Genomic DNA, 25,118 nt, shown 5'->3' with positions numbered 1-25,118 from the left:
TCACGATATAACATTCAGCGGAAAATGCAATGAAAACATGCGATAAATGCGAAGCCGATGTGATGCCGCGTTAACTGAATATGGAGTGGCGCACATACTTCGTAATGATGGGGTCGCAGGTTCGAGTCCTGCAAGCGGCACCATTTTTCTTTTGTCCATACCGGAGACATAGGTAACAAAAGGTACCTAACACATGGGTGACAACCTCGTGCCGAACGGGTTGTCGATGGTTTGCAAAGTTCTCTGCTGCAGGTCGATATATCCCAGATCATAATGCATGAAGCTGACGAGCCAAATGCCGTCGTCGACTTCCTTGAGCCCCAGTTTCTGGCCGGCCAGCACGGTCGAGATGTTGATCTTCTTGCGATAGATGCAGATGCGGCCGCAATTGGTCACCAGCGCATCCCGATCATGGAAGGGGTAGTCGATCTCCGGCAGGCCCTGATAGAGGCGTGACGAAGCGACGTAGAGATCTGCCAGCACCTTCATGTTGAGCGCCTCGTGCGGCCGCTCCTGATTGAATTCGCTGACGAAAGCATCGAAGCGGGCCTGCTGCTGAAGGATGTTTTTGCCGGGTGGTCTGGTCGCCTCTTTTTTCAGCGTCAGGTGCATGCGCTCATGCCGGCCGTTTTGTTGGGGACGGCCCGGCCTGATGCGCTCCAGCGTGATCCCGAGCCTCAGCCACCACACCGACAGCTTCGACAGATTGTAGAGCCCGTTTGGACTGGCGAAAGGCAAGCCGTTGTCGCTGCGGATCGCCGTCGGCAGGCCACATTCGATAAACAGCCGGCGGAACGCGTCGAAGACAGCCCGTTCTCGCGTCGACTCAAAGGCTTCGCAGGCGAGAAGATAACGTGACGCCTGGTCGGTGACCGTCAATGGGTAACAGTATTGACCATTGCCAAGTTTGAACTCGCCCTTGAAGTCGGCGCACCACAGATCGTTCGGCAGTAATGCCGGTGACAAGGCTGTCCCTTCGGCTCGATGTCGCTGCCGCTTGCGGGCATGGGCGACCAGACCATGTCGATCGAGAACGGCATGCACCGTACTCTTCGACGGCACGCGCACATCGCCGGCCAGGCGCTTCACCAAAAGCTCCCTGATCTTCCTGGCACCCCAATGCGGCTTGCTCTTCTTGCACGAGACGATCATCGCCTCGACCGGCTCAGGCAGCTGGTTGGCATACCGCACCGGCCGTCGAGACCGATCCGTCAGCGCCTCCAGGCCGTCGTCCTTATAGCGATTGAAGATTTTGTAGCCGGTCTTGCGCGAGATGCCGAATGCACGGCACACATCGCTCATGCCTTCGCCCTCTAGCAGCCGGGCGACAAATCGTAGACGTTCCTCCATCACCGAAGTCTCTTTCCACGGCATCAACACCTCCCGCCAAAAAACGAAAAGTGTTACCCATGTCTCCGGTACGAAACGTCACCTATCTCTCAGGTCGGGCATTTTCAACGAATTCGACTTGTTGCTGGTCTCCGCTTCTGTGGCGTCTAGACTCTAAAATGTGTCATGAAACCACGCGATGTTCGGACGCGAGCGTCGTGACCCGGTGATGCTTGCAGAGCCTGCTTATGCACAAAGCGTCACTGAAACGAAAACTCGCCGACGGCGAACTCATCCGGCACTGCAATCTTGTCGCGATCGGTTTCGAAGAAATCCATCACTGTTTGCGCGGGAAAAGGTTTGGGAGCGGGATCGAAAAATCGCTCGGTCTTCAGCACCACGCGATCCGTTGCCGATATCCATATTCTAATGGAGGCGTGATAGGGACCGCGATGCCATCTGGCAGAGAACAGCCCCACGTTGGTCTTGCGATATCTTTCGTACGAGATGAGCTTGCAGTCGGTAAGGACAGGACCGACCTCTGTGACCGTTGTTATCGGCGTGCGAACGAGCACCGACCACTCGCTCACACTGTCTCGTTGATAGATTGTTCTCCGAAATATCGCCGCTCCGAAAACAGGCCGACATGATCATCCCCAGATAAATGCGGGTCGAATACCTGCTGGAGTTGTAAGTGTTTTCAAAGGCGCGATTTGCTTCGTTGCATGTCGAGACCCCGCCGGGCACGGGCTCGTTGATGCCAAAGGACCGGCGGTCTTCTGCGACGGCAAGCGCAGGTGCTACAACCAGCAGAGCTAGACAAACAGCAACTAATCGATGGAGCAGCAAAGATGGATACTTTAAGTTTTGGAGCGATAGCAGTCACCGCAAAGAAAACAATCAGCACTCGAACTTATCCAACATAAGGCGGGGAACCCGCCCTCCCCGGTTCCAATCAAACGACCGTGAGAACCGCAACCACGGCAGGAACAATGCCGACGACCAGCTGGTTTTCTCCCTGAGACAACCAGCACGGAGAAAATCATGTCCTGCAAATTCATCGCGATAGCGCTGCTTTCGATCGGTCTGGCCGGCCCGGCGCTGGCGCAGACGGCCGGGGGCGCGGATGCCAATGGGCGGCTTTCGGTGGCGCCGATCATTGGCGGGCCGGGGAGTTCGGGCGCCGGTTCCGCCGGGGCCGGGTCGGCTGGCACTGGTTCTGTTGGCACCGGGTCGGCGGGCACCGGTTCTGTCGGCACCGATCCTGGCACCACCGGCAGCACGACCGGCGCTGGCGGCGTCGATCTCAATAGCGGCCGCAGCACGATCAATCCCGGCGGGGTCAATCGCAACCTGCAGCCGACGCCGGGTTGCACCGGGGGAAGCGCGGATACCGGCCCGGTTGGCGAGGCATGCTCGCAATAGAGCTTGGGCTGATGTTCGCTTTCCCTGCTGGCAGAATGAAGGCCTGGAGCAGCGCCGGGCCTTCCCTTCGGCTACTTGCACCTGACAGTGCGCGAAAACAATCGCTGCCAGGAGAAACCGGTCGAGGCCTGCTTTACCGTTCGGCCCTGAGGACGTAAAAGAGCGGTATCACTCCGCAAGCGGCGCATCGCCCCACACCAAAGCCAGCCTGCCGATATTTCCGGCATCTGCGGAGCACCCGAAGAGGATCGTCATGTCGAATGCAGCGCAACGCTCGAACCGTGTGCTTATCGTCGCCACCATCATGCTCGCGACCTTCATGGTGGCGATCGAGGCGACGATCGTGGCGACCGCGATGCCGCGCATCGTCGGGCAGCTCGGCGGCTTTTCCTATTACAGCTGGGTGTTTTCGGCCTTCCTGCTGGCGCAGTCGACGACCACTGTTATCTACGGCAAGCTTTCCGACATTTTTGGGCGCAAGCCGGTGCTGATCGGCGGCATCCTGATCTTCCTCGTCGGCTCTTTGCTCTGCGGGCTTGCCTGGTCGATGATGTCGCTGGTGCTGTTCCGGCTGCTGCAGGGGCTGGGTGCCGGCGCCATCCAGCCGGTGACGATGACTGTTATCGGCGATCTCTTCAAGCTCGAAGAACGCGGCCGCGTGCAGGGCGCGATGGCGACCGTCTGGGCGACCTCGGCCGTTGTCGGGCCGCTTGCCGGCGGCATCATCGTCGACAACATCTCCTGGGCCTGGATCTTCTGGATCAACCTGCCGATCGGCATCATCTCGATCATCGCCTTCATGATCTTCCTGAAGGAGGATGTGGCGCACAAGCAGGCAGAGATTGATTACCTCGGCTCGGTGCTGTTTTCGATCTCGATCGTGGCACTTCTCGTCATGTTGACGGAAACCGATGCCAACGCCTGGATCCTGCTTTCGCTTTTTGCCGTCTTCGTGGTCGCAGGCCTTCTCTTTCTTGCCCAGGAGAAGCGGGCGCCGGAGCCGATCATTTCGATTCCGCTCTGGAGCCGAAGGCTGATCGCAACCAGCAATGCGGCGACGCTGCTTGCCGGCATGGCGCTGATCGGGCTTTCGACAATCCTGCCGATCTATGTGCAGGGCGTTCTCGGCCGTTCGCCTGTTGTTGCCGGCTTCACGCTCACTATGCTCGTCGTCGGCTGGCCTTTGGCGGTGATGCTCTCCAGCCGCTTCTACAAGGCCTTCGGCATCCGCCGCACGCTGCGCGTCGGCAGCCTGATGTTTCCCTTCGGCGCCTGTTTTCTTCTGTTCCTGACACCTGAGAGTTCGCCGGTCGTTGCCGGCGCCGGCTCCTTCTTCATGGGCTTCGGCATGGGTCTCATCAGCCTCACCAGCATCGTGCTGGTGCAGGACAGCGTCGAATGGTCGATGCGCGGCAGCGCCACCGCCTCGATCATCTTTGCCCGCAGCCTCGGCAATACGCTCGGCGCCACCGTGCTCGGCGCCATCCTCAATGCCGGCATCAACCACTATGCGAGCGGCGAAGCGGCGGCCGGGCTGCATGAGGCGCTGAACCAGCCGACCGGGCTCTCGGCGCTCGCCGCCGATCCGGCAATCCGCGCCGTCTTCAATGCGGCGTTGCACTGGAGCTTCTGGGGCGTGGTCGTCGTCGCGGTGCTGACCTTCTTCACCACCTGGCTGATCCCGGTAGGGCGTGGTCAGAAGCGTGAGGGGCCGGCCGTCGCAAGCGAGGCGGCTTCGCATTAGGCGGCTCAGCCGTTCGGCGCGACTTAGGTAATAGGCTCTGATGGGTTACGATCTTCACATTACCCGTAAGGCAAATTGGTTCGATGCCTCTCCATCGATCGCTCTCGACGAATGGCTCGAGTACGTTGCCAGTGATCCCGAAATTCAGCATGACGGTTTTGCCGAAACTCCCGCCGCCGACGGGGGTGTTTTACGGGTGGAACAGGCGGGCATATGCGTGTGGAAAGGATACTCCCGCGGCGAAAATCGAGAAAACGCCGCATGGCTTTGGTGGAGCGGAGACAACATCGTTGTCAAAAATCCTGATCAAGAAATCCGTCGGAAAATGTGGCTTATCGCCCAATCTCTCGAAGCCAAAGTCCAGGGGGAAGAGGGAGAATATTATGACCATGATGGCGAGATGATCGTGATGAAAGCCATACTCGCGCCCGAGCCTTCGATGCCTCCCGATCCAAAGCGTCCATGGTGGAAATTCTGGTAGATTCCAGACAATGTTCTGCACTGCGTTGTTGCCGGTGGATTGTATTGGGAGAGTTGTCGGACGATGGGTGTTTTCGTTTTGCTCTTGGGGTTTCCGGGCGTCGGGAAGCTGACAATCGCCAAAGAACTCGGCTCGCTTCTATCAGCAAAGATCATTGACAATCACTGGTTCAACAACCCGATCTTGCGCCTCCTCGACGAGGATCAGACCGCTCCGCTGCCTGAGGGTGTCTGGGAGTACACCGGCAGGGTCCGGCAGGCCGTCCTGGATGCATCGCCACCTATTGCGGCCCGTCGGCGAATTTCATCTTCACCCATGCCAGTGTCGAAGGCGATGAGCGGAGCGCACGGACGTACCAACAGTTCGTTGATGCCGCCAGACAGTGCGCCGCGGTCTTCGTTCCGGTGAGATTGCTTTGTACCGAGGAAGAATTGGCGCGTCGCGTTTCCTCCCCCGCACGGCGCGACCATTTGAAAACGACCGACGTCGAGACTTCAAGAAACCGAAGCCAACAGGCCGTGGTTCTTGATATCCCGCACCAGCACGCGCTGACCCTAGATGTGACGTTCACGTCGCCTTTGGAAAGTGCTGCGGCAATACGGGATCATGTTGTGACCTGCCTGCCGAACGGGAGCTGATTGTGCGATTGCATGCAACGAAAGAGGATATTCCGAAGTGTGGTGTTGTCATCGACGCCACGCTCCCGCTCGCCGCCGTTGTCGACGAGATTTTGAGGCTATCGCGTGCCTGTGATGATCGTTGCTGTTGAGAGAAGGTGAACCTTGCCGTCGCTGACGAATTGGAGAGCGAGCTCCAGGACCTCACGACAGATCTTCTCCCGTGTTGCCGCGTCGGCCCTGGATAGTCCGGCGACAACAGGCGCGGCGATCTCGGTCATGAAGTCCCAGTAGTTCGCCGGGGCATCGTGCACCATCATCGCCGACACCTCTTCCTCGGCGATGTCGAGAAGGCCCGCCTCTCTGAAAGTCTCGACCATCATGCCTTCCCCCGCGCAGCGGAACAGGCCCGGAGAACCGGGTGGAGGCGGGGGCATGTCCACGTGGCGGGCGATCGTGCCCATGATCGTGGTCGCCCATGGATTTTTGGCAGGCGCGCTCCAGACTGCGGCACAGACCCGCGCCCCGGGCTTTGCGACGCGCGCCATCTCCCTGGCGGCGCCAGCGATATCCGGGAAGAACATAAACCCGAACCGGCATAGGACGGCGTCGAAACTGGCATCGGCAAAAGGCAACGCTCCCGCATCGCATAGGCGAGTTTCGAAGTTTTTGAGGCCACGTCTGGCCGCATTTTCGGCGGCAGCAGTCAGCATATTTTCCGAGAGATCGGTGACGACAACCTGACCGTCGGGGATTGCCGCCGCCGCCGTCAGGCCAGGTTCGCCAGTCCCGGCGGCTATGTCAAGCACGCTAAAGCCGTTGGAGAGATTGGCGCGCCGAAGCATGGCGTCGCCAAACGGGGCGAGCCAACCGAGAACCAAGCTGTCCCATTTCTTCCAGCCGGCGGAAAATTTGTCCCACGTCTCACGTTGCTGGTTACGGATATCGTCGAGATTTGCTGACATGCACCGGCTCCCCCATCCGTTCAACCGGCAAAGCCGGGAACGTCGGCACTATGCGCCGCTGATGTCGGGATTCAATGGAATAAGCGCCATCGGGCCAATCGCCAGGCGCGACCAAACCTGTTGGGACGGAGTGATTGAATTGACCAAGACTATTGGAGCTTTTATACAATAGCTTTTGCGAAACTCCGGACCAGCCAAAAATAATCCTTTTAAATCAATGGGCTTCTCCTGGATGGTGCCAAATCAAGAATATGGAACCAGCGGATTGCTGATGCGATGCAGCCCGGCTGTATGCATCAGCCATGGAGAAACAAAATTATAAAGATCATGGTCTTACTGCACAGCGCCGATGGCATGGCTTGGCAGTCTCCCCCTAAAGGCACCAGCCTGAAGACATTGAGCGAAGCCGAAGAGCAAGGTTTCATCTTGATCCGCGGGGAATTTCAGAAACGGCAATTCCGTCTGACGGAGCTGGGCTCCGACTATGTCGAGCGCGACAAGCGGCGTTTGGAAGCGCGCAGGCTCTGAACCGATACCGCCGGCTAAGCGTGAATTGAACGCACAAGCCAGGCCGCCCTGCGGCCGAAAGGCGGGTCCGGCAATGGCGCTTCGCAACAGGAGCGGTCATCCACCCGCACAGGGAGTACCAGCTTACAGAGCACGCTGGGCTTACAGGGCATCCTGGATATCGAAGCGAACGATCTTGTCGCCTTCCATGCGGAAGATGTGCGTTACGGTCTTGTCCTTCAGGCCATGGGTCTGCCCTTCCAGCGGCCGGCCATCGAGGTCAAAGACCGACTGGATGACCTCGACCGCGACGGCGCCATCTTCGGTTTCCTCAAATGCGACCGGCTCGACGTGTGGACTGATCATAGCCCATTGACGTGTCCAATAGTCGCGTACAGCCTCGCGACCATTGATGTGGCCGCCATCCATGCCGTTGGCCCAGGCGACGTCATCGGAAAGGACGGCCAGGACAGCGTCGATGTCTCTGGCGTTGAAGCTGGCATAGATGCGCTTGATCATTTCGACGTCATTGTTGGACATTTCGTTTCCTCAATGGGCTTGAAACATTCGCTGGGCGGCATCGAAGCGGCATTGCCTCCTGCCGCGCGTCAAGATACATACGTACATATATATCTCGCGGTCAAGCGCAGGCAAGAGGTGAGCGAATGAATGAAGACGTGCTTTCTACGCCTGGCCATCTCATCAGTCTTGCGGCGCGAGGGTTTGCCCGCCTCAGCGAGTCACGGCTCAAACCGCTCGGCTTCGGTGTCGGCCAGTTGCCTGTCCTCGTCGCGCTGCAAAATGGCAAGGCAAGCACACAGCGCGACCTCGCCCGCTTTGCCAGGATCGAGCAACCGCCGATGGCGCAGATGCTCGCACGCATGGAGCGGGATGGCTTGATTGAGCGGACACGTGACCCGGCTGACGGCCGCAGCAGCCGCATCGTGCTGACAAGAACCGCACAGGAACGCATGCCGGAGGCAATTACGACCCTATTCCAAGGGAATCGTGAGGCATTGACCGGGTTCACAGATGCGGAAGCGGGACAACTGGTCGATCTGCTCAAGCGGCTGATCGAAAATCTGGATCAAATTGCGAGCGCAGAGTCTTCGTCAGGCGATTGATGGTTCTATGGCCAAACGGACAATTTCTATTCTGGGACTGCGCTGTCCTTATTCGAGGTCGTGCTGACTTTCGGCATGGAGGGGTTTCTTCAAAACGCGGGACAGCAAGTTCCGTTTTCTCTTGCGCTTGATAAGATCGATATCGCTGACAAGCTTTGCGCCGCCCTTGCGCCGCTCCAAGGTGATCTTGCGGCTATGGAAGGCTTCCAGCTCGGCGCGATGCGCGACGCTGACGATGGTGACTTCAGGCAGTTCATCGATCACCATTTGCATCATCTTATCCTGGCTCTTCTCATCGAGTGCTGCCGTTGCTTCATCCAGCACGATGATATCGGGTTGGTGTAGCAGCAGACGCGCAAAGGCGAGCCGCTGCTTTTCGCCGCCGGACAAGGTCTGGTCCCATGGCGCATCTTCCTCGATCTTGTCGTTCAGATAATCCAGTCCCACCTTGGCGAGCGCCGCCTTGATCTCGTCCGGCGTCCAGCTATCGGCGGCGCCAGGATAGGCGACGGCACGGCGAAGCGTGCCGGACGGGATGTAGGGCCGTTGCGGCAACATGAACAATCGCCTGTCGGCGTGGAAATTGACGCTACCGCTACCCCACGGCCAGAGTCCTGAGATGGCCCGCACCAGCGTGCTCTTGCCGGACCCGGATTCGCCGGCCACGAGCACCCGTTCGCCGGGTTCGATCTCGACTCGGGTTTCCGTGACCACGGCGGTGCCATCGTCAAGCGACACGGAGAGATCGTTGAGGCTGAGCATCGACTCGCCTTCGGTTTCACCATGCTTGATGCGCCCGAGCGAGTCGCTCTGTTCGGCGCGCTCCAGCCCGTCGAGCGACATCATCAGCGAGGCGATGCGCCGTGCACAGGCATTCCAATCGGCAAGACGGGGATAGTTGTCGACCAGCCAGCCGAACGCGCCCTGAACGATGGCAAAAGCAGAGGCGGCTTGCATGACCTGCCCGAGGGTCATGCTGCCTTCGAGAAATTTTGGCGCGCAAAGCAGGACCGGCACGACAGGCGCAATCAGCATCGATCCATGCGACACAAGCGTCGTGCGCATGTGCTGGCGGGCAAGGAGCGCCCATTGCTTGAGCACATTGGCGAAGGTTTTGTCGAGGTCGTTACGCTCCTCCTCTTCGCCACCGAGCAAGGCGATACTCTCGCCGTTTTCCCTGACATGCGTCAGCGTGTAGCGAAACTCGGCTTCTGCTTGATTTTTGGCCTCGGAGACGTGGACGAAATAGCGGCCGATGACCGCCATCGAGCTGGAGGTGATCGCCGCGTAGAGGACCGCAGTGATGACAAGAAAGCCGGGAATGGTAACGGTGAAACCTGCGATCGGAAGAGTGAGGGCCCCACCGATCGTCCAGAGCACCACGATGAAAGTCGAGGCTGCCAGAAATGCGGAAATGACACCGGCGATGAAATCGACGGGTGCTTCGGTGGCAATCCGCAAATCCTCGGAAATGCGCGCTTCGGGGTTCTTGTGGTCGCCGCCGATAAGATTCAACTGATAGTAACGGCCGTTTGCGAGCCAGCGCGCGATGACGGCTGTTGTCAGCCAGGAACGCCAGCGACGTTGGATCATCATGCGAACGGCGACTTGTATCGTGACAATGGCTACAGTTCCGAGCACAAGCGGCACGAATACGGCGCTCAGGAAATAGACGGTGCCGGCATCGTGTCGCTCTATGGCGTCAAAGATCCCACGGTTCCACAGATTGATTCCGTACTGGAAGCCGACATTCATGCCGATCATCGCCAATAGCCCGATCGAGAAGGGCCACGCGAATTTGTCGCCACCGCGGCCCCAGTAACGGCGCGCGCTGATCCAGAAACGCTTGAGCAGATACCGCTTGCGCGCCTGCTCGGCCTCTTCAGGCGTCAGCTCCGGATCGGGTTCGATGACATCTGGCGGCGGCATGACCTCGACAGTCGATGCCGTCTCCTGGGGCGAGTTCCCGGCACCGTGCGCTTCGGTACCGTCGACCGATTTCGGTTTGAGTTTAGCGTCGGTCATAAGCGCGATAACGGCTTACACATCGAAATGTTTCATGATGCCGGTGGCGAACATCGCATCAGAGGGCTTGTCGAGAAAATCAGGCAATCACCGGAAGACCGCGACCGTGCTGTCGCTATTACGCCGAGTCTGAGCCCATGCCATAGCTTTCGTTTGCCGCGTTCTGGATCATTCCGATCGCGACCGGCGGCAAGATGAAGCTCCAGATCCCGAGCCAGGCAATCGAAATCAAACTTCCATCGCCTCTGTCGCGTGCGCGATGATTGAGGAGATCACCAAGGGTCATGACAAGAACCGGCAATCCGAGCGGCACGAGGATGGCGATCAGCATGCCAGCAAGCGGCGTTAGCAGGCGCTGCGACCGTGCGGCGCCCGCCAGTTCCCCATGGATGCGATAGACCCAATAGGCCAGATAGATAAAGGCGGCCACGGCAATGCCAAAGACCAGAAGTGCTAAAAGCAGCGTGACGGGGGAAGAGGTGACGTCGGCATCATTCGCTTGAAACAGATGGACGCCAATCGCCATCAGAAAAATCAGGATCGGCGGCATGACCAGGATGACAGCGACCAGGAGTGGGGATCGCCGGCGCGGCGCAAGCGGCGTGTGTCGCGGACGCGGAGCTTCATCGAAGGCCAGGTTTCCGGCCGGCACCAGCAATATGACAGCAAGAAGCAGGCAGGCCAGGAAAGCCGAAACGACAGGCACGGCGCCTAGATCGAGGCCGTATAACCACGACGCGCCGATCGGAGCAAAGGCTGAGATCAGGATCGTCGTTGACAGGAGAGTGAGGGCGCAGCCGAAGTCGATTTTGCCCGGTCGCCCGCCCACCAGGAATATCGCGATCGCGAGGGGGAAAACGGCCCGAACCGTGCCGAACACCACACCAAACAAAAACAGAAACGCCGGCGATCCCCACAATGCAGGCGCTGGCAGAAAACTGATGGCGACAATGGCACAGACGAGAATGGGCGAAATCAAAGCCGACCGACCATGGCGGCTCGCGACGATAAACGCCAGGAAGGCACCGGCAACCCAGCCAAGAGTGGAGCCGAAATAGAAGATCCCGATCGTCTGAGCGCTGCTGCCGGCCATTTGCGAGATCAAGGGAAAGACCGTGCTGAAACCTTGTCCGCCGATTGCCAAAAGAAGTGAGGAAAAAAACACAGCCCAATAGCGATAGGTGCTCAGGAAATCAGCCAGCGTCCATTCGATATTGCTGGAGGGCGCAGAGGTGTTTTCCATCGGTGAAACTTGCTCTCCATTCATGATCATCGCGCATCGCAAACGGTGGATGCGTCGACCATGCGCATCGAGGAGGTTATTTCTATAGCTTTGACCCGGCATCCGGACCAGCCCAGAGGTTTTGCCGACATATCGTGACGGATTTATAAATGTCCCCGTCGCGCCGAAACGTGCCAGGGCTGGCATCCGCTCCGTAAGACAACGCTTTCCTGGCGTTGCCCTCCCCACCTCAGGCGGTTTCGGTGGCGATCTGCGGCAGGGATTGCAGGAGGGTCTGGCGGGCGGAGTGCAGATGCGCGCGGCAGGCGGTTTCGATTGCCGCCTGGTCGCGGGATTCGAGGGCTGCGATATAATCCAGATGTTCGTGGATGGCGCGCTCGTTGCGCTGGCGGGCGGCGGTCTTGTTCCACTGGTAGTGATAGTGGAAGACGATGGCGATCGCGTCGTAGAAATCGGCGATGAAGCGGTTCTTCGAGGCGCGGTGGATCAGCAAATGGAAGCGCTCATCGAGGACGGAGAAATCCTTGAAGCGCTGGTTGATGTCGGCAAGCATGGCGTGATGTTCGTCGCGGATGGCGGCAAGATCGGCCCAGCTCTGATTATCCCTGGAAAGCCGGCCGAATTCGGCGGCGGAATGCAGCTCGAACATCTCGCGCACATCGGCAAGCTCAAGCGCGAATTCGCGGGTGAATCCTTTGAGCGTCCAGTGGCTGTTCGGGCGTTTCTCGATGAGGCCGAAGCGGGAGAAACGGATCAGGAATTCGCGTACGCTGGTCGTGCCGGTGCCGATCTCGCGGGCAAGCTCCAATTCGTTGATCTGCATGCCGGGTGCTGCATCATCGGCAAGGATGCGCTGCATGAAGCTGCGCTCGATAATATCGTGCAGGGAATCGGTTTCTTCGGAGGGAAAGAGGTCGTGGTCAGTCGGCTGGCGCAGCACGATCTTCTGGCGTTTGTTCCAGCGGATGATGCCTTCTTCGCTCAGCCGCGTCAGGATGGCGCGCGCCGTCGAGCGGCTGACGCCGAGCTGGGCGGCGATCTCCGGTTCCGAGGGCAGCGCCGTATCCGTGCGCAGGGCTGCGGCATACCTGTTGTAGGCTTCCTTGAAGACCGTATTCTGCCTTGCCACCAGACCCCGCTTTCCGCCCTCGTGACCGTCGCCCGCTTCAAAGCAGGACGGAGCGGACCGGGGCTTGTTCAAACGACCTTTAGCTTAATTCCGGTCGCCTGCGGCTCATTGCCTCCCTCGTCCACAGGATCAATATTCCCGTTGACTTGAAAATGTTTATTGTAGATAAAAAACAAAATCAATGCGCTTTCGCCGATGTAGCGAGCCTTTCCCAGGGAGATAGAGACTTGGACAAACTGCCTTGGATCATCCTTTCGGCCGGCGACAATGTCGCGGTCGCAACGGCGGCAATTGCGCCGGGTTCGACGGTTGCCGGCATTCAGACCCGTGAGAAGATCGACCCCGGCCACAAGGTGGCGATTGCGGATATTCCGCTCGGATCACCCGTGGTCAAATACGGACAGGCGATCGGCCGCACGACGGCCGAGGTCAAGGCCGGCGACCATGTGCACAGCCACAACCTGCATTTCGAAAACGACAGGCTGGCGGCGACCGCCAATTCGGCGCCGGAAACGGCGACCACCGATGACAAGGCGCGCACCTTCATGGGCTATCGCCGCGCCGACGGGCGGGCGGCGACGCGCAACTATATCGGCATCATCGCCAGCGTGAACTGTTCCACCACGGTCTGCCGGGCGATCGCCGACGAGGCGAACCGGACGATCCTGCCGCATTACGAGGGCATCGACGGTTTCGTGCCGATCGTCCACGACCAGGGCTGCGGCATGAGCTCGACCGGCGACGGCATGAACGTGCTGCATAGGACGCTCGCCGGCTACACCAGACATGTGAATTTCGGCGGCGTGCTGATGATCGGCCTCGGCTGCGAGGTCAACCAGCTGACGCTGTACGGCCAGAGCGGCGCCGGCGCCTCGAAGCGGCATTTCAACATCCAGGATGCCGGCGGTTCGCGCCGCGCAGTCGAGCGCGCCATGGGCATGCTGCGCGAGATCGCTGCCGATGTCGGCAAGGAAAAGCGCGTGCCGATGTCGATCGGTGAGATCATCATCGGCCTGCAATGCGGCGGCTCGGACGGCTTTTCCGGCATCACCGCCAATCCGGCGCTCGGTGTCGCAGCCGATCTGCTGGCGGCGGCCGGCGGTACGGCGATCCTGTCGGAGACTTCGGAAATCTACGGTGCGGAGCACCTTTTGCGCAGCCGAGCCGTCAGCGACGAGGTGGCAAAGAAGCTCGATGACAAGATCGCCTGGTGGGAAGATTACGTCGCGCTGCACGGCGCCTCGCTCGACAACAATCCGTCGCCCGGCAACAAGCGCGGCGGGCTGACGACCATCCTTGAAAAATCGCTGGGCGCGGTCGCCAAGGGTGGGCGCTCGCCGCTGACGGCGGTCTATGGTTATGCCGAGCGGGTCACGGCCCCCGGCCTCGTCTTCATGGATACGCCCGGCTACGACCCGGTCTCGGCGACCGGCCAGGTGGCCGGTGGGGCAAACATGATCGCCTTTACGACGGGCCGCGGCAGCTGCTTCGGTTGCCGGCCGGCGCCGTCGCTGAAGCTTTCCAGCAATTCGGCGCTCTATGCCTCGATGGAAGAGGACATGGACATCGATTGCGGCACGATCGCCACCGGCGATGCGACGATCAGCGGCAAGGGCCGCGAGATCTTCGACCTGATCGTCGATACGGCATCAGGCAAGAAGACCAAGAGCGAGCTCTTCGGCTACGGCGACAATGAATTCGTGCCCTGGCATCTGGGTGCGACGCTCTAACCCTTGCTTTGACGCAATCCCAGGAAAACCGCTTCACACTTTTCCTGGGATTGATTTGAAGTACGCAATCCCGGACGGAAAACCGCTTCACACTTTTCCTGGGATTGCTCCATAGACCAAGCTCAAGTTCTTCGCGAGGAGGCATGATGAAGACGAGACGGATCGGTAAGACCAAGCTGGAGGTGACCGAAATCAGTTTCGGTGCCGCCGCTCTCGGCGGTCTCTACCGCGCATGCCCGCGCGAGCAGGCGATCGACACGCTGCAGGCGGCCTGGGACAGCGGCATCCGCTATTTCGACGTGGCACCCTGGTATGGGCTCGGCCTTGCCGAGCGGCGGGTCGGCGATTTCCTGCGCGACCAGCCGGATGGCAGTTACGTGCTTTCCACCAAGGTCGGCCGGCTGCTTCGGCCGGTGCCGACCGGCACCGTGCCTGATTACAGCTATGTCGACCCGCTCTCCTTCGACGCCGATTACGACTATTCCTATGACGGCATCATGCGCTCGGTCGAGTTCAGCTATGCGCGCCTCGGCCTCAACCGCATCGATATTCTTTATGTGCACGATCTCGGCGTCTACACACATGGCGCGGCGAAAAACGCGGTCCACCAGAAGCAGTTTCTCGATTCCGGCGTGAAGGCGCTGGAGGAACTCAAGTCGTCCGGCGCGATCTCCGCCTTCGGCCTCGGCGTCAACGAGGTGCCCGTCTGCCTCGACGTCATGCGCCATGCCGATCTCGACTGCATCCTGCTTGCCGGCCGCTACACGCTGCTCGACCGCTCGGCCGTCGCCGAACTGCTGCCGCTCTGCCGGCAGAAGGGCACGTCGCTCGTCGTCGGCGGCGTCTTCAATTCCGGCATCCTCGCCACCGGCCCGGTGCCGGGTTCGCATTTCGACTATATGCCGGCTGATGACGACGTGCTTGCCAAGGTCGGCGCCATGGAGGCGATCGCCAAAAGTCACGGCGTATCGCTGGCAGCGCCCGCCCTGCAGTTTCCGCTACGCGAGGCGATCGTCGCCTCAGTGCTGATCGGCACGGCCAAGCCGTCCAGCCTGACGCGCAACATGGAGATCGTCGAGCCGCGGCTTGCCGACGAGATCTATGCCGAATTCGAACCCTATACGCTGGTCGCGCCGCCGCTCGGCGCCGAAGCCGTCCGAGTCTGAGGAGAGACCATGCTCAAGGGTATTCATCCGCTGCTTGGACCCGACCTGCTTCATGCGCTGAAGACCATGGGGCATGGCGACGACATCGTCATATCAGACGCCAATTTTCCCTCGGGCTCGATGGGCCCGCCGGTCATCCGCGCCGACGGCGTCAGCGCCACTGCGATGGCCGAGGCTATCCTGACGCATATGCCGCTCGACACGTTCGTGCCGGAAGCGGCGTGGCGGATGGAGGTGGTCGGCGATCCCGATGCGATGCCGGAGGTCTGCACCGAATTCCAGCAGATCGTTTCCAAGCACGCCGGCGATTTCCGCATCGTGCCGGTAGAGCGTTTTGCTTTCTACGCGATGGCTCGCAAGGCCACCTACATCGTCGCGACGACGGAATTCCGGCTGTACGGCAACCTGATTTTGAAAAAAGGCGTAGTCCATCCTGATGAGGTCGACATGGCCTGATCCCTATTTTAGGGTATCGTGGTATTGGAATAAAATCAGTTGCTTGGCAGGAGTTTGCCAAAGAAAAAAAGCCGGTTTGGCGCTCTTGCAATTTGATTGCGCCTCGGCTAGCTTCACCCGGCAAATGTTTTTTATCGATAAAAATCGTCCGCCTGCGTTCAGCGGCCGATTTATTTGGAGGAGAACGCACCCTGAGAGGAGAACCCTTATGAGTATCGTGAAATCCCTTCTGTCCCGCCGCGCCTTTACCGCGCTTGCAGGTGCCGCAGTCATCGCCACGGCGATGCCGGCAACGTCGTTTGCCGCCGACGTGACGATCCCGATCATCGTCAAGGACACGACGTCCTTCTACTGGCAGATCGTCCTGGCCGGCGCCCGCAAGGCCGGCAAGGATCTCGGCGTCAACGTGCCGGAACTCGGCGCACAGGCCGAATCCGACGTCAACGGCCAGATCAGCATTCTGGAGAACGCCGTTGCCGGCAAGCCGGCTGCCGTCGTCATTTCGCCGACCGAATTCAAGGCGCTCGGCAAGCCGATCGATGAAGCCGCCAAGTCGGTTCCGATCATCGGCATCGACTCAGGCGCCGACTCCAAGGCGTTCAAGTCGTTCCTGACGACCGACAACGTTCAGGGCGGCCGCATCGCCGCTGACGGTCTGGCCGCCGCTATCAAGGAGATGACCGGCAAGGAAGAAGGCGATATCGTCATCCTCACCAATCTTCCCGGCGTCGGCTCGCTGGAGCAGCGCCGCGAAGGCTTCCTGGATCAGATCAAGACCAAGCATCCCGGCCTGAAGGTCATCGCCGACAAGTATGGCGACGGCCAGGCGACGACCGGCCTCAACATGATGACAGACCTGATCACGGCCAACCCGAACCTCGTCGGCGTCTTCGCCTCGAACCTCATTCTGGCGCAGGGCGTTGGCCAGGCGATCGCCGAAAACAAGCTCGGCGACAAGATCAAGGTCATCGGCTTCGACAGCGACGACAAGACGGTGGGCTTCCTCAAGGATGGTGCGATCGCCGGCCTCGTCGTTCAGGACCCCTATCGCATGGGCTATGACGGCGTGAAGACCGCGCTTGCCGTCTCCAAGGGCGAGAAGGTTCCGGAAAATGTCGATACCGGTGCCAATCTCGTCACCAAGGCGAACATGGCCGATCCGAAGATCGACGCGCTACTGAACCCGAAGATCAAGTAACAAAAACAGACAGGCCGCGCCGGCTTCAAAAACCGGCGCGGCCTTTTCCATCCGTGGTATGTTTTGTGCGGGATGGAGAGCAGAGGCGACACAAGGAGGAGAGGTCCATGATCGGACTGGAAGAGGTCAGTCATCGCCATGATGACAGCGCGACGCTGAAAGAAGCCAATCGAATTCCCGCCGGATCGCCTATCCTCGAACTCAAGGGCCTGCAGAAGAATTATGGTCATGTGCAGGCGCTGAAGCCAGCGACGCTGACCTTCCTTGCCGGTGGAATCCACGCCATCGTCGGGGAAAACGGCGCCGGCAAATCCACCCTTATCAAATTGCTGACCGGCGTCATTACCCGCACGGCGGGCGAAGTGCTGTGGTGCGGCCAGCCGGTGGGGCTGTCGACGCCGAACGAGGCGATCGCCCGCGGCATCAACGCCGTCCACCAGGAAGTCGTGCTCTGCCGGCACCTGACGGTTGCCGCCAATCTTTTCCTCGGCGACGAGGTCAACCGCTACGGCCTGATGCGCAAGAAGCAGATGGAGAAGATGGCGCAGGCCGTGCTTGACGATCTCGGCTTCGGCCTGCCGGCCGGTGCGCTGTTGAGCTCGCTGACGATCGGCCAGCAGCAGCTGGTGGCGACGGCGCGCGCGGCGATGCGCGGCACGCAGTTCCTGATCTTCGACGAACCCACGGCCTATCTGACGCGCCAGGAATCGGCGCAGCTCTTCAAGCTGATCCGCCGCCTGCAGGGCGAAGGCGTCACGATCGTCTATATCAGCCACCGTATGGAGGAAGTGTTCGAGCTGGCCGACCGTGTCTCGGTGCTGCGCGACGGCACGCATGTCGGCACACGACTGATCGGCGAGACCAACGATGCCGAACTGATCGCTTTGATGATCAACCGCTCAATCGAGCAGATCTACCACAAGGAAGAGATTGCGATCGGCGAGACGATCGTCGAGGTCAAGGGCCTCTCCGGCCCGGGCTTCGAAGACGTGTCGCTCAGCGTCAAGGCAGGACAGATCGTCGGCCTCTACGGGCTGATCGGCGCCGGCCGCAGCGAATTCGCGCTCGGCCTCTACGGACGCCAGCCGATCAGCGCCGGCGAAATCCACTGGAGGGGCAAACGTGTCGATATCCGCAACGAACGCACCGCCATGGAACTCGGCATTGCGCTCGCGCCCGAAAGCCGGCGCGACCAGGGGCTTTGCCTCAACCTGCCGATCGGCCTCAACATCAACCTGCCGGTGTTCGGGCGCCTCAGCCACGGCCCCGTCATCAATCACGCACGCGAATCGGCCAATGCCGACAAGCAGATCCGCGATCTCAGCATCAAGACGCCGAGCCGGCGCGTTCCGGCCTCCAGCATGTCGGGCGGCAACCAGCAGAAGATCGTCATCGGCAAGTGGCTGAGCCACGGCGCCCGGCTCTTCATCTTTGACGAGCCGACCGTCGGCGTCGACGTCGGTACCAAGGCGGAAATCTACCGGCTGTTCGCCAAGCTTCTGAAGGACGGCGCGGGCATCATCCTGATCTCCTCCTACCTGCCCGAGGTCTACGAACTGGCCGACCGGCTGCACGTCTTCCGCGCCGGCAAAATCGTCGCGAGCCATGATTTCCACGCGGCGACGCATGAACAAGTGCTCAGCGAAGCGATCGGCGTCTGAGCCAAAAGAATAAGAGGGAGAAAATTCATGACTGCCACCCCCACAGAAATCGTCGCACCGCCGCCGCGCCGGAAAATGAACATCCTGTTCGGCCTGACGCTGATCGGCCTGCTGATCTTCCTCTGGATCGTGCTCGCCGTTGTCACCCCGAGCTTCTGGACGCCGCTCAACATCTCGAACCTGCTGCGTCAGGGCGCGATGACGGCGATCCTCGCACTCGGCCAAACCTTCGTCATCATCACCGCCGGCATCGACCTTTCGGTCGGCGCCATTGTCGGCTTCTGCACCGTGATCATCGCCTGGCTGCTGCAGGCGGGCGTACCGGTATGGGGTGCGATCGCGCTGACGCTGCTCATGGGTGTGGCGATCGGCGCCTTCCATGGCTTCGGCATCGTGCATATGGGCCTGCCGCCGTTCATCATCACGCTGGCAACCCTGACATCGCTGCGCGGCATCGGCCTGCTGATCACCAACGGTTCGACGATCAACATTACCAATGAGGGCTTCAGCAATTTCGCCCGCGCCGATTTGCTCAGTATTCCGAGCCTGTTCTGGATGGTCATCCTGGTGGCGGTCCCCTCCTTCATCTTCCTGCATCTGAGCCGTTGGGGCCGCTATCTCTTCGCGGTCGGTTCGAATGCCGAGGCGGCGCGCCTTTCCGGCGTCAACGTCAAGGGCATGATCTACCTTGCCTATATCCTCTCGGCCTCCTTCGCCGCCTTCGTCGGCGTGCTGCTGGCCTCGCGCATCGCCATCGGCAATGCGACACAGGCCGACGGCTGGGAACTGCAGGCGATCGCCTCCTCCGTTATCGGCGGCACCAGCCTGTTCGGCGCGGTCGGCTCTGTGCACGGCCCGCTGATCGGCGCGTTCATTCTCGCCACCATCAACAACGGCGCGAACCTTCTGAACGTCAACTCCTTCTGGCAGCGTATCATCACCGGTCTCTTGATCATCGTGATCGTGTTCTTCGACCAGCTGCGCCGCCGCAAGAGCAATTGAGCGACAAGAGACAGCCGGCCTGAACAAGCCGGCTTCTTCCATTTCAGGAATGCGAGACCCGTCATGAAAGCAGTTCTTTGCCGGGAGCCCGGCGTGCTCGATATCGTCGAGCGCCCTTCGCCAGCGGCTCCCGCCGCCGGCTGGGTGCGGCTTGCCGTCAGCCATGTCGGCATCTGCGGCACCGATTACCACATCTTCGAGGGCAAACATCCCTTCCTCGAATATCCCCGGGTAATGGGGCATGAGATCTCGGCGACGGTGCTGGAAGCGGGCGACGGCGTCACTATCGCAGTCGGCACGCCTGTCATCGTCAATCCCTATCTCTCCTGCGGGCAATGTATCGCCTGCCGTCAGGGCAAGCCGAATTGCTGCACCAATATCAAGGTGCTCGGCGTCCATACGGATGGCGCCTTCTGCGAGGAGATTTCGGTTCCCGCCGAGAACCTCTATGCCGCCAAAGGTGTAAGCCTCGAGGCGGCGGCGACGACCGAGTTTCTGGCGATCGGCGCGCATGCGGTGCGCCGTTCGATGACCGGTGTCGGAGCGCGGGCGCTCGTCATCGGCGCCGGGCCGATCGGCCTCGGGGCGGCGATCTTCTCGCGCATCGCAGGCCATGAGGTGACGCTGCTCGATACCAGCACCGAGCGGCTGCAGATGGCATCCGAGCGCTTCGGCTTCACCTCCGGCATCGTTGCCAAGGAGGCGACAGCGGAGGCCGTACGGGAAAAGACCAACGGAGACGGTTTCGACGTGGTCTTCGACGCGACGGGGTACGGCCCTTCGATGGAAAAGGCCTTCTCCTTCGTCGCCCATGGCGGCGCGCTGGTGCTGGTCAGCGTCGTCAAGGACGATATCCGCTTCTCTGACCCCGAATTCCACAAGCGCGAGATGATGGTGATCGGCAGCCGCAACGCCACCCGCGTCGATTTCGAGCATGTGGCGGATTCGATCGCCAAAGGGCTGGTGCCGGTGGACAAACTCATCACCCACCGCACGACGCTTGCCGATGCGCCGCGCGATCTCGCGCGCTGGGCGCATGAGAAGAATGGGCTGATCAAGGCGGTGATCCGCATCGGTGCCTAGGGCAATCCCAAGGTACGAAGTCGCATAGCGATCGTCTTGAACGCTTCCGGCAAATCCCGCCGGGAGCCGTTGGCCCTTGGTCTTTCCACAAGACGTTCTGATGGATGCGCCCGGAAACAACGCGGTTCCGACTCAGACCGGCGCCCGCGATTTCGCGCAACATTTCTCAATCAAAAAGCACACAGAAGAAAACGGAAGTGTCCATAAGTGAGGCCCGCCGGATACTCGGCAGATGTTCATCAATTGAGTGATGGAAAGGGCGGGCGATGAAAATGCGAATTGCTTCCTTGGCAATGGCTATTGCGCTGACAATGCCGCTTGTGGTGCCTGCCCGTGCGCAGGTGGTCATCCAGGAAGGCCAGGGATCGGAATTCTATGCTGATCCTGACGATAACCAGACGGAAACGGATTTTCTGCAGCGATGGAATCGCCACCACGACCAGCGAAGCGGATGGCGCTCGGGTCGGGACAGTTTCGGGCCAGACGATGCGGTTCGCCTCCTCGAACGGCGTGGTTATCGCGTCAGAGATGTGAGGGACGTGGGTGAACGATATCTGATCAGAGCATGGCGAGACGGGGACGATCTCCTCGTGAGTGTCTCCCGCAGGGGTGAGATCATGGGCGTCGTGCATGACCGCGAGTGATGAGCGCATGAGAAGAATGGGTGATCAAGGCTGTCATCAGTATTGGCGGCTAGGCAGCGCCGGAAAAGTCCTACGGCGTTAGGCGCCTATCTTGTCATGTTCGCGGTACCTGCTGCGTAGTTTCCCACACACTCCGTCATCCTCGGGCTCGACCCCATAGGCGCTAACTGTCTTGACGGCGTCGGGCTGAACGTGATTCCCCGTTGCCATGAACGATTCGTTGGAAGCATTGGATTGGGGCGAGCTGGTCGGACGACTGGGCTCAGTGGAAGAATTGGAGAGTAGCGCGCGCGAGGCCGGGGCGCTGCTTCGCAAACGACAGGTGGGCGGTGCGGTCGACCTGCTGCGGTTGTGTTTCGCCTATGTGCTGGGTGGGTTTTCGCTTCGAACTTTGGCGGCCTGGGCCGATCAGCGGGGGCTCGCGTCGATGTCCGACGTAGCGATGCTCAAGCGTCTGAAGGCCAGTGCCGATTGGGTGGGCTGCTTGGTTTCGGAGTTGCTTGCCGAGCGTTGCCCCGAAACCTTCGCCGGCGTGCCTGGTGATCTGCGCCTGATGGCGGTTGACGCCACGGTCGTTGCACCGCCTGGGCCTAAGCGGGTCTACTGGATGGTGCATACGGTGTTCGACCTGTCGCGACTGACGCTCTGTTCGGTGGAAGTCACCGATCGCCATGAAGCCGAACGACTGTCGCGTGGTGTCAAGGCTGGTGAGCTTCGGATTGCCGACCGCGCCCACGCCAAGGCGGCCGATCTGGCTGAGGTGGTTGAGGCCGGGGCCGATTTTCTGGTCCGCGCCCCTTCCAACTACCCGCGTTTGCTGGATAGCGACGGCCAACTGCTGGATCGCTTGGCGCTCTGCCGTGAAGCGGGCGGGAAGGGCATGCTTGATCGGTGCGTGATGGTCCAGGACGGCAAGTCCAAGGTCGAGGTGGCGGCACGGGTGGTGATCTTACCCTTACCGCCTGAGGCGGCCGAGAAAGCCAGGCGAAGGGCGCGCCGGTTGGCCGCCAAGGCGCGATACAGACCCAGCCAGGGCGGCATCGAGATGGCAGGCTATCTGGTGCTGCTGACGTCGCTCGCAGCGCACGACTGGCCGCCGGAACGGCTCGCTTCGACCTATCGCCTGCGATGGCAAATCGAGCTGGCCTTCAAACGTATGAAGTCGCTGATCGGTTTGGAAGACCTGCGCGCAAAGGACGCCGAGCTGGCCCGCCTGTGGATCAACACCGCCCTGCTCGCCGCGCTGCTGGCCGAAGACGACCTGCCGGCCCTCGATCCCGAGGCGCCGGACTCTCTCCCCCTGGCGGCCTGAACCGATCGACTTTGCCGATCTGGCGTCTCGTCGCCATCGCCATCACCAACATCTCTATCGCCGTCTTGCACGGCCCCATCAGGGCGATCGCCAGCGCCCGGCTGCTCTATCGACTGCGCGAGCCACCGCGAAGGCGACGCGCCATCGCACATCGACAACTAAGTTAGCGCCTATGGGGCTCGACCCGAGGATCCACGTTGGCCTCCGTCACCAGCAAGGCATGGATCCTCGGCTCAAGGCCGGGGATGACGGAGATTGAGGGGTGCATCGACAAACGAATGCTCCCTTGTCCTCACGCTCCGTTATCCTGCCACCGCCTCAATCGCCCTGCGCATCTGCCGGACAACAGCGACATCGGTCTTGTTCGTGCTTTTCGCCTCGAAGCCGAAGGCGACCGCACGTGGATCGGCGCTTTCGATCGGGGAACTGCAGGAGCCGTGGACCTCGCGGGCGCCGGTCGCCTGCAGGATCTCGCCGACATTTGCCGGGCGGATGCCGCTGCCGGGCATGATCGCGATGCGGCCGGCCGCCTTTGCCGAAATGCGCTTCAGCGTGTCGAGGCCGTCGGCGGCCTTCAGGGCGCAGCCGGAGGTCAGGATGCGTTCACAGCCGAGTTCGACCGCCTGCTCCAGCGCCTGATCGGCGCCCGGCACCAGATCGAAAGCGCGATGCAGCGTCGAGCCGAGGCCCGCGGCATGCGTCTTCAAACGATGGATCAACGGCATGTCGAGCGTACCGTCCGGCCGGTTGGCGCCGATGACGACGCCGGCGAGGCCAGCGGCGCGCACGGCATCGATATCGATCATCATCGCTTCCTCGTCTGCCCCGTCGAAGATGAAGGGGCCGGCGTGAGGACGGATCATCGCGTAGACCGGAATGGGCGCCCGGGCGGCGATCTTCATCAGGCTCGGCAGCGGCGTCAGGCCGCCGAGCTCCAGCGCCGCGCAGAGCTCGATGCGCCCGGCACCGCCTTCAATCGCGGCGGCAAGGCCCTCGGCGCTGTCCACGCACACTTCAAGCAAGATTGTCACGCTGCAGTCTCCCTGGCTCCGGCGTCCGTCGGCATTATGGTGCGCGCGACGGTTTCCGAGGTAATTCTCGCCGCCACCTCGATGATGACAGTGCAGGCATCGGCGGCGGCTTTTCGATGGTTGAAGGCAACGTGATAGGACATCGGCAGATGCTCGTCGAGATCGACGATGCGCACCTTGTCGGCGATCGGCATGGCGCTGACGCGGCCGAGGAAGGAGACGTAACCGTGATTGGCGACGAGGTCGACGATGACCGGCAGCGAATCCGCCGCGGTGATATCCTGGCCGCGCAGGCGCCAGTTGGGTGCGCGCTCGTAGCTGAAGGCCATGGCCGCATGACCGAGGCCGGTGCGCGGGCTCGGCATGCAGATCGGGTGGCCGGCGACGAGATCGGCGACGCTGGTCTCGGTGCTATCCGGTGGCGCGATCACCACCATGTCGGTCTGCAGCAATTCGCGATGGCGGAAGTTTTCCAGCCCGAAGACCGAATCCAGGATCGCGACATCGATGCGGCCGCTCTTCAGCGCCTCGCGCAGATCGTCCGCGGTCATCGAGACCAGCGAGATCGCATTGTTGTTGCGGCGTGCATTCCATTCCGAAACCAGCGTGCCCAGGCAGCGGGCCACCCAGCTTTCCGATCCGGTCGGGATGATCGAGCCGATGCGTAGCGATCGGGCGGTGCGCCGATAACGCTCGTCGGCCGACGATTTGAGATCGTTCCACGCCTGGCTGATCGCCATGAAGATCTGGTAGGCGCGCCTGCCCTCCTCCGTCAGCACCGAGCCCTGCGCCTGCCGCTCGAACAGGCGATGGCCTAAAAATTTCTCAAGATTGGCAAGCTGAAGCGAAAGCTGCGGCTGACCGAGGCGGAGGCGGCGGGCGGCCCGGTTGATGCTGCCCTGGTCGGCAACTTCGAGAAAACGCTCCATCGTGACGATCTTGACGGGAATGCGGGATGCCCAGGCCTCGTCGATCCCGGCGGCGGCGCCGTCGTGACCGGCCCATTGGCCGAGTTCAGCGATTGCAGCAATGATCGGCTCCAGGCCTTCCAGCACCCTGCCGCTCGCAATCAGCGTCGCCAACTCGCCGGAAGCGCGTTCCGTCAGCTTCATCGCCAGTTCGGTCTCGAGATTATGGATTGCCGTCGAGACGGTGGAGGGCGACAGCTGGAAGCGCCGCGCGGTCTCGCGGACCGAACCGGAGGTCAGAACATGGCTTGCGATGAACAGGGCACCAAGATGCAAAC

The 25,118-nt window shown here is 60.9% G+C and carries 22 protein-coding genes and 2 pseudogenes; 15 read left to right on the top strand and 9 right to left on the bottom strand.

Annotation, left to right across the window (positions count from 1 at the left end; genetic code table 11):
- Positions 1 to 186: 186 nt before the first annotated feature.
- Complete coding sequence (locus U5G49_RS00825) at positions 187 to 1,374, bottom strand: IS481 family transposase (protein WP_322790904.1); 1,188 nt, start codon at positions 1,372 to 1,374, stop codon at positions 187 to 189.
- Between the two features lie 215 nt (positions 1,375 to 1,589).
- Complete coding sequence (locus tag U5G49_RS00820; RefSeq protein WP_210262406.1) at positions 1,590 to 1,904, bottom strand: hypothetical protein; 315 nt, start codon at positions 1,902 to 1,904, stop codon at positions 1,590 to 1,592.
- Positions 1,905 to 2,373: 469 nt separating this feature from the next.
- On the opposite strand from U5G49_RS00820, the gene U5G49_RS00815 reads away from it, so the two are divergent.
- From U5G49_RS00815 to U5G49_RS00800, 4 genes and pseudogenes are all read left to right on the top strand, one after another.
- A complete protein-coding gene (locus U5G49_RS00815; protein WP_193446289.1) occupies positions 2,374 to 2,754 on the top strand; it encodes a hypothetical protein in 381 nt (126 codons plus the stop codon).
- 253 nt (positions 2,755 to 3,007) lie between these two features.
- Positions 3,008 to 4,498 carry an MDR family MFS transporter gene (locus U5G49_RS00810; RefSeq protein WP_193446290.1) on the top strand — a complete coding sequence of 497 codons (1,491 nt, stop codon included), beginning with the start codon at positions 3,008 to 3,010 and terminating at the stop codon, positions 4,496 to 4,498.
- Between the two features lie 40 nt (positions 4,499 to 4,538).
- Positions 4,539 to 4,979, top strand: coding sequence for a hypothetical protein (locus U5G49_RS00805; protein WP_028731581.1), 441 nt, complete (start codon positions 4,539 to 4,541; stop codon positions 4,977 to 4,979).
- A gap of 63 nt (positions 4,980 to 5,042) precedes the next feature.
- A pseudogene (locus U5G49_RS00800) lies at positions 5,043 to 5,617 on the top strand (AAA family ATPase).
- Between the two features lie 98 nt (positions 5,618 to 5,715).
- On the opposite strand, the gene U5G49_RS00795 reads toward U5G49_RS00800, so the two are convergent.
- Positions 5,716 to 6,561, bottom strand: a complete 846-nt coding sequence (locus U5G49_RS00795; RefSeq protein WP_193446291.1) for a class I SAM-dependent methyltransferase — start codon at positions 6,559 to 6,561, stop codon at positions 5,716 to 5,718.
- Between the two features lie 327 nt (positions 6,562 to 6,888).
- On the opposite strand from U5G49_RS00795, the gene U5G49_RS00790 reads away from it, so the two are divergent.
- Complete coding sequence (locus U5G49_RS00790) at positions 6,889 to 7,089, top strand: hypothetical protein (protein WP_017990167.1); 201 nt, start codon at positions 6,889 to 6,891, stop codon at positions 7,087 to 7,089.
- 141 nt (positions 7,090 to 7,230) lie between these two features.
- Here the strand turns inward: U5G49_RS00790 and U5G49_RS00785 are convergent, their stop codons facing one another.
- Positions 7,231 to 7,608, bottom strand: a complete 378-nt coding sequence (locus tag U5G49_RS00785) for a nuclear transport factor 2 family protein (protein WP_193446292.1) — start codon at positions 7,606 to 7,608, stop codon at positions 7,231 to 7,233.
- A gap of 125 nt (positions 7,609 to 7,733) precedes the next feature.
- Between U5G49_RS00785 and U5G49_RS00780 the strand changes: the two genes are divergently transcribed.
- Positions 7,734 to 8,192 carry a MarR family winged helix-turn-helix transcriptional regulator gene (locus U5G49_RS00780; protein WP_193446293.1) on the top strand — a complete coding sequence of 153 codons (459 nt, stop codon included), beginning with the start codon at positions 7,734 to 7,736 and terminating at the stop codon, positions 8,190 to 8,192.
- A gap of 26 nt (positions 8,193 to 8,218) precedes the next feature.
- On the opposite strand, the pseudogene U5G49_RS00775 reads toward U5G49_RS00780, so the two are convergent.
- From U5G49_RS00775 to U5G49_RS00765, 3 genes and pseudogenes are all read right to left on the bottom strand, one after another.
- A pseudogene (locus U5G49_RS00775) lies at positions 8,219 to 10,217 on the bottom strand (ABC transporter ATP-binding protein/permease).
- A 118-nt stretch (positions 10,218 to 10,335) separates the two neighbouring features.
- A complete protein-coding gene (locus tag U5G49_RS00770; RefSeq protein ID WP_193446513.1) occupies positions 10,336 to 11,460 on the bottom strand; it encodes an MFS transporter in 1,125 nt (374 codons plus the stop codon).
- Between the two features lie 229 nt (positions 11,461 to 11,689).
- Entirely contained in the window at positions 11,690 to 12,589 is a 900-nt protein-coding gene (locus U5G49_RS00765; protein ID WP_018244619.1) for a GntR family transcriptional regulator, read from the bottom strand.
- A gap of 227 nt (positions 12,590 to 12,816) precedes the next feature.
- On the opposite strand from U5G49_RS00765, the gene U5G49_RS00760 reads away from it, so the two are divergent.
- From U5G49_RS00760 to U5G49_RS00720, 9 genes are all read left to right on the top strand, one after another.
- On the top strand, positions 12,817 to 14,319 hold the full coding sequence (locus tag U5G49_RS00760; protein WP_018447674.1) for a UxaA family hydrolase: 1,503 nt from the start codon (positions 12,817 to 12,819) through the stop codon (positions 14,317 to 14,319).
- Between the two features lie 146 nt (positions 14,320 to 14,465).
- On the top strand, positions 14,466 to 15,485 hold the full coding sequence (locus U5G49_RS00755; RefSeq protein WP_193446514.1) for an aldo/keto reductase: 1,020 nt from the start codon (positions 14,466 to 14,468) through the stop codon (positions 15,483 to 15,485).
- Positions 15,486 to 15,494: 9 nt separating this feature from the next.
- Positions 15,495 to 15,941, top strand: coding sequence for an RbsD/FucU family protein (locus U5G49_RS00750; protein ID WP_018244616.1), 447 nt, complete (start codon positions 15,495 to 15,497; stop codon positions 15,939 to 15,941).
- Positions 15,942 to 16,149: 208 nt separating this feature from the next.
- Positions 16,150 to 17,139 carry an ABC transporter substrate-binding protein gene (locus U5G49_RS00745; RefSeq protein ID WP_028731590.1) on the top strand — a complete coding sequence of 330 codons (990 nt, stop codon included), beginning with the start codon at positions 16,150 to 16,152 and terminating at the stop codon, positions 17,137 to 17,139.
- 107 nt (positions 17,140 to 17,246) lie between these two features.
- On the top strand, positions 17,247 to 18,800 hold the full coding sequence (locus tag U5G49_RS00740) for a sugar ABC transporter ATP-binding protein (RefSeq protein ID WP_193446295.1): 1,554 nt from the start codon (positions 17,247 to 17,249) through the stop codon (positions 18,798 to 18,800).
- A gap of 27 nt (positions 18,801 to 18,827) precedes the next feature.
- The gene (locus U5G49_RS00735; protein ID WP_018244613.1) at positions 18,828 to 19,802 is read left to right on the top strand and encodes an ABC transporter permease; all 975 of its coding nucleotides are present in this window, start codon (positions 18,828 to 18,830) and stop codon (positions 19,800 to 19,802) included.
- Between the two features lie 63 nt (positions 19,803 to 19,865).
- On the top strand, positions 19,866 to 20,885 hold the full coding sequence (locus tag U5G49_RS00730; RefSeq protein WP_193446296.1) for a zinc-binding alcohol dehydrogenase family protein: 1,020 nt from the start codon (positions 19,866 to 19,868) through the stop codon (positions 20,883 to 20,885).
- Positions 20,886 to 21,151: 266 nt separating this feature from the next.
- Entirely contained in the window at positions 21,152 to 21,529 is a 378-nt protein-coding gene (locus U5G49_RS00725) for a hypothetical protein (protein WP_193446297.1), read from the top strand.
- A 208-nt stretch (positions 21,530 to 21,737) separates the two neighbouring features.
- On the top strand, positions 21,738 to 22,841 hold the full coding sequence (locus U5G49_RS00720; protein WP_193446298.1) for a transposase: 1,104 nt from the start codon (positions 21,738 to 21,740) through the stop codon (positions 22,839 to 22,841).
- A gap of 302 nt (positions 22,842 to 23,143) precedes the next feature.
- On the opposite strand, the gene U5G49_RS00715 is transcribed toward U5G49_RS00720, so the two are convergent.
- Together U5G49_RS00715 and U5G49_RS00710 are read right to left on the bottom strand one after the other, a co-directional pair.
- On the bottom strand, positions 23,144 to 23,872 hold the full coding sequence (locus U5G49_RS00715; protein WP_193446299.1) for a copper homeostasis protein CutC: 729 nt from the start codon (positions 23,870 to 23,872) through the stop codon (positions 23,144 to 23,146).
- Positions 23,869 to 25,116, bottom strand: coding sequence for a LysR family transcriptional regulator (locus U5G49_RS00710; protein WP_193446515.1), 1,248 nt, complete (start codon positions 25,114 to 25,116; stop codon positions 23,869 to 23,871). Before U5G49_RS00710 ends, U5G49_RS00715 begins: the two co-directional genes overlap by 4 nt.
- Positions 25,117 to 25,118 lie beyond the last annotated feature (2 nt).

Origin of the sequence: Rhizobium indigoferae (assembly GCF_034554815.1) — a bacterium.
GTDB classification, from domain to species: Bacteria; Pseudomonadota; Alphaproteobacteria; order Rhizobiales; family Rhizobiaceae; genus Rhizobium; species Rhizobium leguminosarum.
Note: the sequence above shows the minus strand (reverse complement) of the source record. Positions and strands in the feature narration are given on the sequence as shown.